This is a genomic window from Streptomyces physcomitrii (genome assembly GCF_012273655.1).
Taxonomy (GTDB): domain Bacteria; phylum Actinomycetota; class Actinomycetes; order Streptomycetales; family Streptomycetaceae; genus Streptomyces; species Streptomyces physcomitrii.
This window is the reverse complement of record NZ_JAAWWP010000008.1, coordinates 26,241-41,089: the sequence shown is the minus strand read 5'-3', so window position 1 is coordinate 41,089 and position 14,849 is coordinate 26,241. Positions and strand designations below refer to the sequence as shown.

Below are 14,849 nucleotides of genomic sequence, written 5' to 3'. Positions count from 1 at the left end.
AGGATGTCGTGAGCGACACAAAGACCCTGATCGAAAACCGGCCGCCCTCCGTGGCGAACCTCTTCCTGGATCGCGTGGCGGCGACGCCGGACGCCGAGGCCTACCGATATCCCGTACCGGCGAAGTCGGGTGAGGGGCCGGACGAGTGGGAGTCGCTGACCTGGGCGCAGACCGCCGAGCGGGTCTCGCGGATCGCCGCCGGGCTTGTCGACCTCGGGGTGCAAGCGGAGGAGCGGGTGGGCCTCGCCTCCTCCACCCGGATCGAGTGGATCCTCGCGGACTTCGCGATCCTCTGTGCGGGCGCGGCCACCACCACGCTCTACCCGCAGACCAACGCCGACGAGGCCTCCTTCATCCTCTCCGACTCCGCCAGCAAGGTGCTGATCGCGGAGGACGTCACGCAGCTGCAGAAGGCCCGTGACACCCGCGCCGAGCTGCCCGGTCTCGTGCACGTCGTGGTCATCGACACCGAGGGCCTGACCGCCGAGCCCGGCGACCCCGAGGGCTGGGTGCTCAGCCTCGCCGAACTGGAGGCGCGCGGCACGGCCCTGCTTGAGAAACAGCCCGGGATCGTCAAGGAGCGGGTGGGCGCGCTCGGCGCCGAGCAGCTGGCCACGCTGATCTACACCTCCGGCACCACCGGCCGCCCCAAGGGCGTACGGCTGACGCAGGACTGCTGGTCCTACATGGCCAAGGCCATGGTGGGCACGGAGCTGCTCAGCGAGGCGGACGTGCAGTACCTGTGGCTGCCGCTCGCGCATGTCTTCGGCAAGGCGCTGCTGTCCGGGCAGGTCGAGGCCGGGCACCTCACCGTCGTCGACGGCCGGGTCGACAAGATCATCGAGAACCTGCCGATCGTGCAGCCGACGTACATGGCCTCCGTGCCGCGCGTCTTCGAGAAGGTCTACAACGGCGTCGCGGCCAAGGCGCGGGCCGGGGGCGGCGCCAAGTACAAGATCTTCCTGTGGGCCGCCGAGGTCGCCCGCGAGTGGGCCAAGGTCACCCAGGACAACTTCCGCCGCACCGGCAAGGCCAGCGCCCCGCTCGGCCTGGAGCTGAAGCACAAGATCGCCGACGCCCTCGTCTACAAGAAGATCCGGGCAGCCTTCGGCGGTAATCTGCGCGCCTGCATCTCCGGCGGCGCGGCGCTCGCCCCCGAGATCGGCTTCTTCTTCGCGGGCGTCGGCGTGCACATCCTGGAGGGCTACGGACTCACCGAGACCAGCGGCCCCGCCTTCGTCAACCCCGGCGAGGCCTACCGCACCGGCACCGTCGGCAAGCCCCTGCCCGGCAACGAGGTCCGCATCGCCGACGACGGCGAGGTCCTGCTGCGCGGTCCCAACAACATGCAGGGCTACCACGGCCAGCCGGAGAAGACCACCGAGGTCCTGGAGTCGGACGGCTGGTTCCACACCGGCGACATCGGTGAGCTGTCCGCCGACGGCTATCTGCGCATCACCGACCGCAAGAAGGACCTGATCAAGACCTCGGGCGGCAAGTACGTGGCGCCCGCCGAGGTGGAGGGCCAGTTCAAGGCCCTGTGCCCGTACGTCTCGAACATCCTGGTGCACGGCGCGGACCGCAACTACTGCACCGCCCTGATCGCCCTGGAGGAGCCCCCGCTGCTCGACTGGGCCGCCGAGAACGGTCTCGGGGGCAAGTCCTACGCCGAGGTGGTCGCCGCCCCCGCGACGCTGGAGATGGTCGAGGGCTATGTGAAGCAGCTCAACGAGGGCCTCCAGCGCTGGCAGACGATCAAGAAGTTCAAGCTGCTGCCCCGCGACCTGGACGTGGAGCACGGCGAGCTGACCCCGAGCCTCAAGCTCAAGCGGCCGGTCGTCGAGCGCGAGTACAAGCACCTCATCGACGAGATGTACGCGGGGGCGCGCGAGGCCTGAGCCCGCGCGGCCGGACCGCACGAGCGAGGGGCGGCGGGGGAGACCCGGCCGCCCTTCGCCGTGTGCGCTGTCTGCCGTCTGCCGTCTGCGCCCGGTGCGCGCGAGTGCGGGATCGGCCGTTGTGCACATCGGCGGGCCGCCGCTTGTCCACATCCGCGGGCCGCTGCTTGTCCACATCCGCGGACCTTCCGTTGTCCACATCGGCGGGCGCCTCGTTGTGCACATCCGGGGACCCGGCGTTGTCCACAGACCGCGGTCGCCGGTTGTCCACAAGCGTGCCCGCCGCCCGTTGTCCACAGGCGGACGGGCCACCCCGCGCGGTACGGGACAATGGGGGGCATGCCTTCCGCACTTCCCGACGGTGAGCCCGTTCCCGAGGACGGCGCTCTGCCCGGCCACGCCCTGACCGGGGCCGCCGGACGCCCCCTCGGGTTCTATCTGCACGTGCCGTACTGCGCCACCCGCTGCGGCTACTGCGACTTCAACACCTACACCGCCACCGAGCTGCGCGGCAGCGGCGGCGTGCTCGCCTCCCGGGACAACTACGCCGCCACCCTCACCGAGGAGGTCCGCCTCGCCCGCAAGGTCCTCGGCGACGATCCGCGCCGGGTGCGCACCGTCTTCGTCGGCGGCGGCACCCCGACCCTGCTCGCCGCGGCCGACCTGGTGCGGATGCTCACCGCGATACGCGAGGAGTTCGGCCTCGCCGAGGACGCGGAGATCACCACCGAGGCCAACCCGGAGTCGGTCGGCCCCGCCTATCTTCAGGCCCTGCGCGAGGGCGGCTTCAACCGGATCTCCTTCGGCATGCAGAGCGCCCGCCGCCATGTCCTGGACGTCCTCGACCGCACCCACACGCCCGGCCGCCCCGAGGCCTGTGTGGCGGAGGCCCGCGCCGCGGGCTTCGAGCACGTCAACCTCGACCTGATCTACGGCACCCCCGGCGAGTCCGACGAGGACTGGCGGGCCTCCCTGGACGCGGCGATCGGCGCGGGCCCCGACCACATATCCGCCTACGCCCTGATCGTGGAGGAGGGCACCCAGCTCGCCCGCCGGATCCGCCGCGGCGAGGTCCCGATGACCGACGACGACGTCCACGCCGACCGCTATCTGATCGCCGACGAGGTGCTCGCCGCCGCGGGATACCGCTGGTACGAGGTCTCCAACTGGGCCGCCGGGGGCCGCCCGGAAGCCCGCTGCCTGCACAACGAGCTGTACTGGCGCGGCGCCGACTGGTGGGGCGCGGGCCCCGGCGCGCACAGCCACGTCGGCGGGGTCCGCTGGTGGAACGCCAAACACCCCGGCGCCTACGCGGCCGCCCTGGCCCAGGGCCGCTCACCCGGTGCCGGGCGGGAGCTGCTGAGCGAGGAGGACCGCCGGGTCGAGCGCATCCTCCTCGAACTGCGGCTGCGCGAGGGCTGCCCGCTCGACCTGCTGCGCCCGGCGGGCGCGGCGGCCGCCGCCCGCGCCCTCGCGGACGGGCTGCTCCAGGAGGCGCCCTACGCCGAGGGCTCGGCGGTGCTGACCCTGCGCGGCCGCCTCCTCGCCGACGCGGTGGTCCGCGACCTGGTGGACTGACCCGCCGACCCGCCGACCCGCCGACCCGCCGACCCGCCGACCCGCCGACCCGCCGAGCTACGGCACCGCCGACCCGCCGACCCGGGCCGCAGGACCGCCCCGCCCTACTGCGGCGCGGTCACGAAGTCGATCAACTCCTCGACCCGGCCGAGGAGTTGCGGCTCCAGGTCCCGGTAGCTGCGTACCGAGCCGAGGATCCGCTGCCAGGCCGCGCCGGTGTTCTCGGGCCAGCCGAGCGCCCGGCAGACGCCTGTCTTCCAGTCCTGTCCGCGCGGGACCCGCGGCCAGGCGGCGATGCCGACCGAGGACGGCTTCACGGCCTCCCAGACGTCGATATAGGGGTGGCCGACCACCAGCGCGTGCGCACTGGTCACCTCGGCGGCGATCCGTGACTCCTTCGAGCCGGGCACCAGATGGTCGACCAGCACCCCGAGCCGGGCATCGGGGCCGGGGCCGAACTCGGCGACCAGGGAGGGCAGATCGTCGATCCCCTCCAGGTACTCCACGACCACGCCCTCGATCCGCAGGTCGTCACCCCAGACCCGCTCCACCAGCTCGGCGTCGTGGCGGCCCTCCACATAGATCCGCCCGGCGCGCGCCACCCGCGCCCGCGCCCCGGGCACCGCCACCGAACCGGAGGCCGTACGGCCGGACCGCGCCGGAGCGGCGGACGGACGCACCAGGGTCACGACCCGCCCCTCCAGGAGGAAACCGCGCGGCTCCAGCGGGAAGACGCGGTGCTTGCCGAAGCGGTCCTCCAGGGTGACCGTGCCCGCCTCGCAGCCGATCACCGCCCCGCAGAAGCCGGTCGCCGGCTCCTCCACCACGAGGCCCGGCTCCGCGGCCACCTCCGGGGCGGGCTGCTTCTTCTTCCAGGGCGGAGTCAGGTCCGGCGAGTACGGGCGCATTCGGCTGACGATAGGAACAGCAGGTCTACGCCAGGTCACGACACGCCGACAGATCCGGCCAGTTGATCACGCTGACGGCGAACGAACGCGGCGTCCACCACGGCCCCGTGGCCCGGTACGTACCGGGCGTCCTCCCCGCCGAGTGCGAGCAGCCGGTCCAGGGCGGCGGGCCAGCGCCCCGGCACCGCGTCGGGCCCCGCCTGCGGCGGTCCGGACTCCTCCACCAGGTCCCCGCAGAACACCACCGGCACCGGGCCGGGCACGAGGACCACCAGGTCGTACGGGCTGTGCGCGGGGCCCAGATCGGCGAGGAGGACCTGGCGCCCGCCGAGGTCCAGGGCGCGGGTGCCGGAGACCTCGTGGTGCGCGGGCCGCAGCAGTTCGCTCGCCTCGGCCGCGGCGGAGGCGTCCGCGCCGTGCCGCACCGCGTCCGCGCACAGCGCCTCCCGCCCGCGGTCGAGGGCGCGGCCGAAGCCGACCGCGGCGTACACCTCGGCGCCGGAGAAGACCGGGGCGCCGAGGACATGGTCGAAGTGCGGGTGCGTCAGGGCGAGATGACCGACCCGGCGGCCCGGCCCGAGCAGTTCCCGGGCCGCCGCCCGCAGCGCCGCGCCCTCCCGCAGCCCCGACCCGGCGTCGACCATCAGGGCGCCCTCCCCGCCGGTGACCAGGCCCGCGGTGCAGTCCCAGCCGGGCAGCCGCACCCGCCCGCAGCCCTCACCGAGGTCCTCCCAGCCCTGCGCCGCCCAGTCCGGTACGTGGTCCGGCGCCGGCCGCTCGGGCGTCATCGGCGCGCACCTTCCGTACCGTCGCCGGTGGCGGATCTCCTGCCCTCGGGCACGTTCCCTCCAGGGGGATGGCGGGTTTTCCACAGGGGCGCCGGAGAGCGCTCCCGGCATGCGAAAGTACAGCCATCCGCTTCTTCCGGGGCGCGCGGGAGACCGGGGCGGTGCACGCGGCGGCAGCGGCCGAGGGGCGGCGAGGGCGGTAAGAGGCGGTAAAGGGGAGGAACAGCGGGCCGAGGTGGGGCAGGACCGTGCGGCAGCTCTTGCCGTGGCCGTACCCACCGGCCGTACACTGGGCCGCGTGCTGGCACTCTGCTGCCCGGAGTGCCAAGGGGAGCGTCGGGCGGGCCGTGACCGGGAACTGGAGGTGGACGCGATGCTGAGCGAACGCAGGCTCGAAGTGCTGCGCGCCATCGTCCAGGACTACGTCGGCACCGAGGAGCCCGTCGGCTCCAAGGCGCTCACCGAGCGGCACAGTCTCGGGGTCTCCCCGGCGACCGTGCGCAACGACATGGCCGCCCTGGAGGACGAGGGCTTCATCGCGCAGCCGCACACCAGCGCCGGGCGGATCCCCACCGACAAGGGCTACCGGCTCTTCGTCGACAAGCTCGCCGGGGTGAAACCGATGACGCTGCCCGAGCGGCGCGCCATCCAGAACTTCCTCGACGGCGCCGTCGACCTCGACGACGTCGTGGGCCGTACCGTGCGGCTGCTCGCGCAGCTGACCCGGCAGGTCGCGGTGGTGCAGTACCCCTCGCTGACCCGCTCCACGGTGCGCCATGTCGAGCTGCTCGCGCTGGCGCCGGCCCGGCTGATGCTCGTCCTGATCACGGACACCGGGCGGGTCGAGCAGCGCATGATCGACTGCCCGGCGCCCTTCGGCGAGAGCTCGCTCGCCGATCTGCGGGCCCGGCTCAACAGCAGGGTCGCCGGACGGCGCTTCGCGGATGTGCCGCAGCTCGTCCAGGACCTGCCGGAGGCCTTCGAGAACGAGGACCGGGGCACGGTCACGACCGTGCTGTCCACCCTCCTCGAAACCCTCGTCGAGGAGACCGAGGAACGTCTGATGATCGGCGGCACCGCCAATCTCACCCGCTTCGGGCATGACTTTCCTCTCACCATCCGGCCGGTCCTCGAAGCCCTGGAGGAGCAGGTCGTCCTGCTCAAACTCCTCGGTGAGGCGACCGATTCGGGCATGACCGTACGCATCGGGCACGAGAACGCCCACGAGGGACTCAACTCCACGTCCGTGGTCTCGGTCGGCTACGGTTCGGGCGGCGAGGCAGTCGCCAAGCTCGGCGTGGTCGGACCGACCCGCATGGACTATCCGGGAACGATGGGAGCAGTACGCGCAGTGGCACGTTACGTCGGACAGATCCTGGCGGAGTCGTAAGTGGCCACGGACTACTACGCCGTACTCGGCGTGCGCCGCGACGCTTCCCAGGACGAGATCAAGAAGGCGTTCCGCAGACTCGCCCGCGAGCTGCACCCGGACGTCAATCCGGATCCGAAGACCCAGGAGCGGTTCAAGGAGATCAACGCCGCCTACGAGGTGCTCTCGGACCCGCAGAAGAAGCAGGTCTACGACCTCGGCGGCGACCCGCTGTCCCAGGCGGGCGGCGGCGCGGGCGGATTCGGTGCCGGCGGCTTCGGCAACTTCTCCGACATCATGGACGCCTTCTTCGGCACCGCCTCCCAGCGCGGGCCCCGCTCGCGCACCCGGCGCGGCCAGGACGCCATGATCCGCCTGGAGGTCGAGCTGGGCGAGGCCGCCTTCGGCACCACCAAGGACCTCCAGGTCGACACCGCCGTCGTCTGCACCACGTGCAGCGGCGAGGGCGCGGCCCCCGGCACCAGCGCGCAGACCTGCGACATGTGCCGCGGCCGCGGTGAGGTCTCCCAGGTCACCCGGTCCTTCCTGGGCCAGGTCATGACCTCGCGCCCCTGCCCGCAGTGCCAGGGCTTCGGCACCGTGGTCCCCACCCCCTGCCCCGAGTGCGCGGGCGACGGCCGTATCCGCTCCCGGCGCACCCTGACGGTGAAGATCCCGGCCGGTGTGGACAACGGCACCCGCATCCAGCTCGCGGGCGAGGGCGAGGTCGGCCCCGGCGGCGGCCCCGCGGGCGACCTCTACGTGGAGATCCACGAACTGCCGCACTCGGTCTTCCAGCGCCGCGGCGACGACCTGCACTGCACGGTCACCATCCCGATGACCGCGGCGGCCCTCGGCACCAAGGTGCCCCTGGAGACCCTGGACGGAGTGGAGGAGATCGACATCCGGCCCGGCACCCAGTCCGGCCAGTCGGTCCCGCTGCACGGCCGGGGCGTCACACATCTGCGCGGCGGCGGCCGGGGCGACCTGATCGTGCACGTCGAGGTCACCACCCCCGGCAAGCTCGACCCGGAGCAGGAGCGCCTGCTGCGCGAACTGGCCAAGCTGCGCGGCGAGGAGCGCCCCACGGGCCAGTTCCAGCCCGGCCAGCAGGGCCTTTTCTCCCGCCTGAAGGACGCCTTCAACGGGCGCTGAGCCAAGGTCCACCGGCCCGCCCCGCGCGGCGTGCCGGTGGACCCCGTGCGCACCCCGGCACTGGTTTCTGACCGGTAGCAGGAACATGGCACCATGCGTTCCATGTCCTTGGCTCTGAGCGATCTTTCTGCGTACCCGATCGTGCAGGCGCCCATGGCCGGAGGCGGTTCGCCGCCCCGGCTCGCCGCCGCGGTCAGCGAGGCCGGCGGCCTCGGTTTCCTCGCCGCCGGATACAAGACCGCGGACGGCATGTACGAGGAGATCAAACAGCTCCGCTCGCTGACCGGCCGCTTCTTCGGCGTCAACCTCTTCATGCCGCAGCGGCCGCTGACCGACATGGCGGCGGTCGGGGTCTACCGCAACCAGCTCTGGGGCGAGTCCGCCTGGTACGAGACCCCGCTCGGCGACCCGGACACCAAGACCGACGACGGCTACGAGGCCAAGCTCGCCATCCTCCTCGACGACCCGGTGCCGCTGGTCTCCTTCACCTTCGGCTGCCCCACCGCCGAGGTCGTGGAGTCCTTCGCCCGCGTCGGCACCCGCACCCTGGTGACCGTCACCACCGCCGAGGAGGCCCGCGCGGCCGAGGCCGGCGGCGCCGACGCGGTGTGCGTGCAGGGCGTGGAGGCGGGCGGCCACCAGGGCACCCACCGCGACGACCCGGAGCTGGACCACACCGGCACCGGACTGCTCGCCCTGATCGCCCAGGTCCGCGAGGCGGTCCGGCTGCCGCTGGTGGCCGCGGGCGGACTGATGCGCGGGGCGCAGATCGCCGGGGTCCTCGCGGCCGGAGCGCAGAGCGCGCAGCTCGGCACGGCCTTCCTCGCCACCCCCGAGTCGGGGGCGCCGCAGCTCCACAAGGACGCCCTGACCGACCCGCTGTTCCCGCGCACCGAGCTGACCCGCGCCTTCTCCGGCCGCCCGGCCAGGGGCCTGGTCAACCGCTTCCTGCGCGAGCACGGCCCGTACGCGCCCGCCGCTTATCCGCAGGTGCACTATCTGACCTCGCCGCTGCGCCGGGCCGCCGCCAAGGCGCAGGACCCGCAGGGCATGGCGCTGTGGGCGGGGCAGGGCCACCGGCTGGCCCGGCCGCTGCCCGCGGCCGAACTCGTCGAGGTGCTCTTCGGCGAACTCGCCGCCGCCCGGCAGGACTTGGCGGCCGGGGCATGACCGCCGCCGTCTTCCTCACCGAGGACTTCACCGCCGACGACGAGGGCCGCCTGCTGCTCACCGGGCCCGAGGGGCGGCACGCCGTCTCCGTGAAGCGGCTGCGCGCGGGCGAGCCGCTCGTGCTCACCGACGGCCGCGGCCGCTGGGCCGAGTGCGAGGTGCTCGCCGCCGAGGGCAAGGACCGGCTCACCGTGCGCCGGGGCCCGGTGCGCCAGGAGGAGCCGGAGAGCCCGCGGCTGACCGTGGTGCAGGCGCTGCCCAAGGGCGACCGGGGCGAGCTGGCCGTCGAGACGATGACCGAGACCGGGGTGGACGCGATCGTGCCCTGGGCCGCCTCCCGATGCATCACCCAGTGGAAGGGCGAGCGGGGCCTCAAGGCGCTCGGGAAGTGGCGGGCCACCGCACGCGAGGCCGGGAAGCAGTCCCGCCGGGTCCGCTTCCCCGAGGTCGCCGAGGCGATGACCACCCGTCAGGTCGCGGGCCTGCTCGCCGGTGCCGACCTCGCCGCCGTCCTGCACGAGGACGCGGCGGTGGCGAGCCGGGCCCTGGCCACCGCCGAACTGCCCACCGGCGGCGGGATCGTCCTCGTGGTGGGCCCCGAGGGCGGTGTCAGTCCGGAGGAACTCGCCCTCTTCGCCGAGGCCGGCGCCGAACCGTACCGGCTCGGGCGTAGCGTGCTGCGTACGTCGACCGCCGGTACGGCGGCGGCCGCACTGCTGCTCGGCCGCACCGGCCGCTGGTCCTGAGCCGCACCCGAAGGAGACCCCCTTGGAACTCGCGCAGGTCAGGCTGCTCGTCAACGACTTCCCCGCCTGCTACCGCTTCTACGCGGAGGTGCTCGGCCTCAAGCCGCAGTCCGGCGCACCGCAGGGCCCGTACGAGAAGTTCTCCCCGGCGACCGGCTCCGCGGGCATCGCGCTCCAGGACCGTACGGCGATGGCCGAGATCATCGGGGAGCTGGGGGAGTCGGTCAACGGCCACCGCTCGCTGGTCGTGCTGCGGGTCGACGACCTCGACGACTACTGCGAGCAGATCACCGCCCGCGGCGCCGCCGTCTTCCAGGGCCCGGCCCCGCTCACCGACCGGATGCGGGTGGCCCACCTCAAGGACCCCGAGGGCAACCTGGTCGAACTCCAGGAGTGGCTGCTCCTCCAGGGATAGACCTCCGCGGCCGCACCGCCCGCCCCGGCGGTGCGGCCGCTGCCCCGAGCGACCCCTTGGCCCCGTGCGCCCCGGTGTGCGCCGGTGGGCCGGACCAAGTGATCGAAAAGGGTCACCAAGTACCGCTCGTGCTGCTTAGGGTGCTGGTGTGACCCAGCCTGCGTACCTCCGCTTCCCGCATCTGCACGGCGAGTTCCTCGTGTTCACCGCCGAGGACGACGTCTGGGCGGCCCCGCTCGACGGCGGCCGCGCCTGGCGGGTGAGCGCGGACAACATGCCCGTGCACCATCCGCGGATATCCCCCGACGGCACCCAGGTCGCCTGGACCTCCACCCGGGACGGCGCCCCGGAGATCTTCACCGCGCCCCTCGACGGCGGGCCCGCCAAGCGGCTCACCTACTGGGGCAGCGCGCGCACCGGCGTGCGGGGCTGGACACCGGACGGCCGGGTCCTCGCGGTGACCACCCACGGCCGGGCCTCCCTGCGGCGCTCCTGGGCCCACGCCGTCCCCCTCGACGGCGGCCCCGCCGAGACCCTGCCCTATGGACCGGTCGGCGACCTCGCCTTCGGGCCCGAGGGCCGGGCGCTGCTGCTCTCGGTGCCGATGGGCCGGGAGGCCGCGTACTGGAAGCGCTACCGGGGCGGCACCGCGGGCAAGCTGTGGATCGCCGCCGAGGACGGCTCCGGTGACTTCGCCCGGCTGCACGCGGGGCTCGACGGGAACATCGAGTACCCGCTGTGGACGGTCCCCGCCGAGGGCCCGGCCCGGATCGCCTTCCTCAGCGACCACGAGGGCACCGGCGCGCTCTACTCCTCGCTGCCCGACGGCGAGGACCTGCGCCGGCACAGCCCCCTCGGTCCGGCCGAGGACGGCAGTGGCGGCTTCTACGCCCGCCACGCCGCCACCGACGGCAGCCGCGTCGTCTACGCGAGCGCCGGTGAACTCTGGCTCCTGGACGACCTCGACGGCGCCGCCCCGCGCCGCCTGGACCTCCGGCTCGGCGGCCAGCGCACCGACATGCAGCCCCGTCCGGTCAGCGCCGCCGCCTGGTTCGGCGCCGGGGCGCCCGACCACACCGGCCGCGGCAGCGCCCTCACGGTGCGCGGCGCGGTGCACTGGGTCACCCACCGCTCGGGACCGGCCCGCGCCCTCGCCGCCGAACCAGGCGTCCGCGCCCGGCTGCCGCGCGCCTTCCGCGCCGAGGGCGAGGAGTACGTGGTCTGGGTGACCGACGCGGAGGGCGAGGACGCCCTGGAGTTCGCGCCCGCCACCGGTGCCGCCCCCGGCGCCACGCCCCGCAGGCTCGCTGCGGGCAGGCTCGGCCGGGTCCTCGCCCTGACCGTGGCGCCCGACGGCAGCCGCGCCGCCGTCGCCTCGCACGACGGCCGGGTGCTCCTCGTGGAGCGGGAGAGCGGCGAGGTGCGCGAGGTGGACCGCACCGAGGACGGCGAGGCGAGCGGCCTCGTCTTCTCCCCGGACTCCGCCTGGCTCGCCTGGTCGCACCCCGGCCCCGAGCCGCTGCGGCAGCTGAAGCTCGCCAACACCGCCGACCTGTCGGTCACCGAGGCCACCCCGCTGCGCTTCTGCGACTACTCGCCCGCCTTCACCGAGGACGGCAAGCACCTCGCCTTCCTCTCGGCGCGCTCCTTCGACCCGGTCTACGACGAGCACGTCTTCGACCTCGCCTTCGTCGGCGGCAGCCGCCCGCACCTGATCACGCTCTCCGCCGCGACCCCCTCGCCCTTCGGGCCGCAGCGCCACGGCCGCCCCTTCCAGGCGCCCGACAAGGAGGAGACCCCGGAGGGCGAGGGCTCCCCGGTCACCCGGATCGACCTCGACGGGCTCGCCGACCGGATCGTGCCCTTCCCCGTCGAGGCGGCCCGCTACTCCTCGCTGAAGGCGGCCCACGAGGGACTGCTCTGGCTGCACCACCCGGTCCACGGCGTCCTCGGCAACGCCCGCGCGAACCCCGAGGACCCGGACCCCAAGACCGAGCTGGAGCGCTACGACCTCGCCCAGCAGCGGGTGGAGCACCTCGCCCTGGACGTCGACCGCTTCGCGGTCTCCGGCGACGGCAAGCGGATCCTGCTGTGGAGCGACGGCAAGCTGAAGGTGGTGCCCAGCGACCGCCGCGCCCCGCACGAGGACGACGGCGACGCCCACCTCACCGTCGACCTCTCCCGTATCCGCCAGACCCTCGAACCGGCCGCCGAATGGCGGCAGATGTACGAGGAGGCGGCCCGGCTGATGCGCGACCACTTCTGGCGCCCCGACCTCGGCGGCCTCGACCTGGACGCCGTCCTGGACCGCTACCGCCCGGTCCTGGACCGGGTCGCCACCCACGACGACCTCGTCGACCTGCTCTACGAGGTGAACGGCGAGTTCGGCACCTCGCACGCCTATGTCGTCAGCCCCTTCGGCGGCGGCAGCGGCGAGCGCAGGCAGGGACTGCTCGGCGCGGACATCTCCCGCCACGAGGACGGCAGTTGGCGCATCGACCGCATCCTGCCCTCGGAGACCTCCGACCCCCGCGCGTACGCCCCGCTCGCGGCGCCCGGCGTCGCGGTCCGCCCCGGCGACCGGCTGCTCGCCGTCGCGGGCCGCCCGGTCGACCCGGTCACCGGTCCCGGGCCGCTCCTGGTGGGCACCGCGGGCAAGCCGGTCGAGCTGATGGTCGGCCCCGCCGACGGCGGCGACCCGCGGCACGCGGTCGTCGTCCCGCTGCACGACGAGGAGCCGCTGCGCTACCACGACTGGGTCGCGGGCCGCCGCGCCCGTGTCCACGAGCTCTCCGGCGGGCGGCTCGGCTACCTCCACGTACCGGACATGCAGGCCCCGGGCTGGGCGCAGATCCACCGGGACCTGCGGGTCGAGGTGGCCCGCGAGGGGCTGATCCTCGACGTGCGGGAGAACCGCGGCGGGCACACCTCGCAGCTGGTGGTCGAGAAGATCGCCCGCCGGGTGGTCGGCTGGGATCTGCCGCGCGGCCGCCGCCCGCAGAGCTATCCCGCCGACGCCCCGCGCGGGCCCGTGGTCGCCGTCGCCAACGAGCACTCCGGCTCCGACGGCGACATCGTCAACGCGGCGATCAAGGCGCTCGGCATCGGCCCGGTCGTCGGCACCCGCACCTGGGGCGGCGTCATCGGCATCGACAGCCGCTACCACCTGGTCGACGGCACCCTGGTCACCCAGCCCAAGTACGCCTTCTGGGTGGAGGGTTCGGGCTGGCAGGTGGAGAACTACGGCGTGGACCCGGACGTCGAGGTCGTCATGGCGCCACAGGACCATGTCGCGGGCCGCGACCCGCAGCTCGACGAGGCCGTCCGGATCGCCCTCGCCGCCCTGGAGCAGAACCCGGCGAAGACCGCGCCCGAGCTGCCCCCGCTGGACTGAACGCGCGGCCCCGGGGCCGGTCCGCCACGCCCGGAGGGCGGACCGGCCCCGGGCGGCGGCTACGATTCCCGGGCAACGATCAGCCGAGGGTGAGGGAGTACCCGGATGTCGGGCGAACCGCAGGCCGACTGCCTGTTCTGCAAGATCGTCGCGGGCGAGGTCCCGGCGACGGTGGTACGCGAGACCGAGAACACCGTCGCCTTCCGCGACATCAACCCGCAGGCCCCGACGCACGTCCTGGTCATCCCGCGGGCCCACTACCCGGACGCCGCCGCGCTCGCCGCCGCCGACCCGCAGGCCGCCGCCGACGTGCTGACCGAGGCCCGCAACGTCGCCGAGGACGAGAAGGTCACCGACAGCGGCTACCGCATCGTCTTCAACACCGGATCCGGTGCCGGCCAGACCGTCTTCCACGCCCACGCCCATGTGCTGGCCGGGCGCGGACTGCAGTGGCCGCCCGGCTGAGACACCCCCGGCCCTGACCGCAGCAGAAGGATCGAACTCCCCGTGTCCGTACGTGAATTGGTGGTCCTCGGCACCGCGAGCCAGGTCCCGACACGGCAGCGCAACCACAACGGCTACGTCCTGCTGTGGGACGGCGAGGGCCTGCTCTTCGACCCCGGCGAGGGCACCCAGCGGCAGCTGCTGCGTGCCTCGGTCGCCGCGCACGACCTCAACCGGCTGTGCGTCACGCATTTCCACGGCGACCACTCGCTGGGGCTCGCCGGGGTGATCCAGCGCATCAACCTCGACCGGGTGCCGCACGAGATCACCGCCCACTACCCGAAGAGCGGCCAGCGCTACTTCGACCGGCTCCGGCACGCCACCGCCTACCGCGAGACCGTCGCGCTCACCGAGGCCCCCGTCGCCGCCGACGGGCCGCTCGCCGCCACCGGCGCGTACACCCTGCACGCGCACCGCCTCTCGCATCCGGTCGAGGCCTACGGCTACCGGCTCGTCGAACCGGACGGCCGCCGGATGCTGCCCGCCGCCCTCGCCGAACGCGGCATCCGGGGCGCCGACATCAGCCGGCTCCAGCGGGAGGGCAGCCTGCGCGGCGTCCACCTCGACGAGGTCAGCGAACCCCGGCGCGGCCAGCGCTTCGCCTTCGTCATGGACACCCGGCTGTGCCCCGCCGTCGCCGTCCTCGCCGAGGGCTGCGACCTGCTCGTCATTGAGTCGACCTTCCTGGAGGAGGACGAGCGACTCGCCACCGAATACGGGCATCTGACCGCCGCCCAGGCCGCGAGGGCGGCCCGGGACGCGGGCGTGCGCCATCTGGTGCTCACCCACTTCAGCCAGCGCTACCCGGACCCGGAGGCCTTCGGCGCGGAGGCCCGCCGCGCGGGCTTCACGGGCGAACTCACCGTCGCCGCCGACCTGATGCGGGTGCCGCTGCCGAAGCGGCGGTGAAGACCGGGGCGCCGC

Annotated in this window: 12 protein-coding genes; 10 read left to right on the top strand and 2 right to left on the bottom strand. The window is 73.7% G+C overall.

Going from position 1 to position 14,849, the window contains the following annotated elements; all coding sequences use genetic code 11:
* Nucleotides 1-8: 8 nt before the first annotated feature.
* Nucleotides 9-1,898, top strand: coding sequence for an AMP-dependent synthetase/ligase (locus HFV08_RS14845; protein ID WP_168539661.1), 1,890 nt, complete (start codon nucleotides 9-11; stop codon nucleotides 1,896-1,898).
* 339 nt (nucleotides 1,899-2,237) lie between these two features.
* On the top strand, nucleotides 2,238-3,476 hold the full coding sequence (gene hemW, locus HFV08_RS14840) for a radical SAM family heme chaperone HemW (protein WP_210430334.1): 1,239 nt from the start codon (nucleotides 2,238-2,240) through the stop codon (nucleotides 3,474-3,476).
* A 104-nt stretch (nucleotides 3,477-3,580) separates the two neighbouring features.
* Here the strand turns inward: hemW and HFV08_RS14835 are convergent, their stop codons facing one another.
* Together HFV08_RS14835 and HFV08_RS14830 are read right to left on the bottom strand one after the other, a co-directional pair.
* Nucleotides 3,581-4,384: a DUF3097 domain-containing protein gene (locus tag HFV08_RS14835; protein ID WP_040253706.1), complete on the bottom strand. Its 804-nt coding sequence runs from the start codon at nucleotides 4,382-4,384 to the stop codon at nucleotides 3,581-3,583.
* 35 nt (nucleotides 4,385-4,419) lie between these two features.
* Nucleotides 4,420-5,172, bottom strand: a complete 753-nt coding sequence (locus HFV08_RS14830) for an MBL fold metallo-hydrolase (RefSeq protein ID WP_168539659.1) — start codon at nucleotides 5,170-5,172, stop codon at nucleotides 4,420-4,422.
* A gap of 373 nt (nucleotides 5,173-5,545) precedes the next feature.
* Here HFV08_RS14830 and hrcA point away from each other — a divergent pair, with 373 nt between their 5' ends.
* The 8 genes from hrcA to HFV08_RS14790 all read left to right on the top strand — a co-directional run bounded on the left by hrcA (nucleotide 5,546) and on the right by HFV08_RS14790 (nucleotide 14,834).
* Nucleotides 5,546-6,562 (top strand): heat-inducible transcriptional repressor HrcA, encoded by a 1,017-nt coding sequence (gene hrcA / locus HFV08_RS14825; RefSeq protein ID WP_168540013.1) that lies wholly within the window; start codon nucleotides 5,546-5,548, stop codon nucleotides 6,560-6,562.
* On the top strand, nucleotides 6,563-7,696 hold the full coding sequence (gene dnaJ, locus HFV08_RS14820) for a molecular chaperone DnaJ (RefSeq protein WP_168539658.1): 1,134 nt from the start codon (nucleotides 6,563-6,565) through the stop codon (nucleotides 7,694-7,696). It abuts the gene before it with no gap.
* A 102-nt stretch (nucleotides 7,697-7,798) separates the two neighbouring features.
* Entirely contained in the window at nucleotides 7,799-8,866 is a 1,068-nt protein-coding gene (locus HFV08_RS14815; RefSeq protein WP_168539657.1) for a nitronate monooxygenase, read from the top strand.
* Nucleotides 8,863-9,612 (top strand): 16S rRNA (uracil(1498)-N(3))-methyltransferase, encoded by a 750-nt coding sequence (locus tag HFV08_RS14810; protein WP_168539656.1) that lies wholly within the window; start codon nucleotides 8,863-8,865, stop codon nucleotides 9,610-9,612. Before HFV08_RS14815 ends, HFV08_RS14810 begins: the two co-directional genes overlap by 4 nt.
* Before the next feature lie 22 nt (nucleotides 9,613-9,634).
* Complete coding sequence (locus tag HFV08_RS14805; protein WP_168539655.1) at nucleotides 9,635-10,027, top strand: VOC family protein; 393 nt, start codon at nucleotides 9,635-9,637, stop codon at nucleotides 10,025-10,027.
* 148 nt (nucleotides 10,028-10,175) lie between these two features.
* Nucleotides 10,176-13,421 carry a S41 family peptidase gene (locus tag HFV08_RS14800; protein ID WP_168539654.1) on the top strand — a complete coding sequence of 1,082 codons (3,246 nt, stop codon included), beginning with the start codon at nucleotides 10,176-10,178 and terminating at the stop codon, nucleotides 13,419-13,421.
* A gap of 105 nt (nucleotides 13,422-13,526) precedes the next feature.
* Nucleotides 13,527-13,886: a histidine triad nucleotide-binding protein gene (locus HFV08_RS14795; RefSeq protein ID WP_040253721.1), complete on the top strand. Its 360-nt coding sequence runs from the start codon at nucleotides 13,527-13,529 to the stop codon at nucleotides 13,884-13,886.
* A gap of 42 nt (nucleotides 13,887-13,928) precedes the next feature.
* Nucleotides 13,929-14,834 (top strand): ribonuclease Z, encoded by a 906-nt coding sequence (locus tag HFV08_RS14790; RefSeq protein WP_168539653.1) that lies wholly within the window; start codon nucleotides 13,929-13,931, stop codon nucleotides 14,832-14,834.
* Nucleotides 14,835-14,849 lie beyond the last annotated feature (15 nt).

Bases quoted from the DNA above. Each gene is read 5' to 3' on its own strand.
- HFV08_RS14815 (WP_168539657.1), top strand. From the start codon at position 7,799: ATGTCCTTGGCTCTGAGCGATCTTTCTGCGTACCCGATCGTGCAGGCG.
- HFV08_RS14830 (WP_168539659.1), bottom strand. From the start codon at position 5,172: ATGACGCCCGAGCGGCCGGCGCCGGACCACGTACCGGACTGGGCGGCG.
- HFV08_RS14810 (WP_168539656.1), top strand. From the start codon at position 8,863: ATGACCGCCGCCGTCTTCCTCACCGAGGACTTCACCGCCGACGACGAG.
- hemW (WP_210430334.1), top strand. From the start codon at position 2,238: ATGCCTTCCGCACTTCCCGACGGTGAGCCCGTTCCCGAGGACGGCGCT.
- HFV08_RS14835 (WP_040253706.1), bottom strand. From the start codon at position 4,384: ATGCGCCCGTACTCGCCGGACCTGACTCCGCCCTGGAAGAAGAAGCAG.
- HFV08_RS14795 (WP_040253721.1), top strand. From the start codon at position 13,527: ATGTCGGGCGAACCGCAGGCCGACTGCCTGTTCTGCAAGATCGTCGCG.
- hrcA (WP_168540013.1), top strand. From the start codon at position 5,546: ATGCTGAGCGAACGCAGGCTCGAAGTGCTGCGCGCCATCGTCCAGGAC.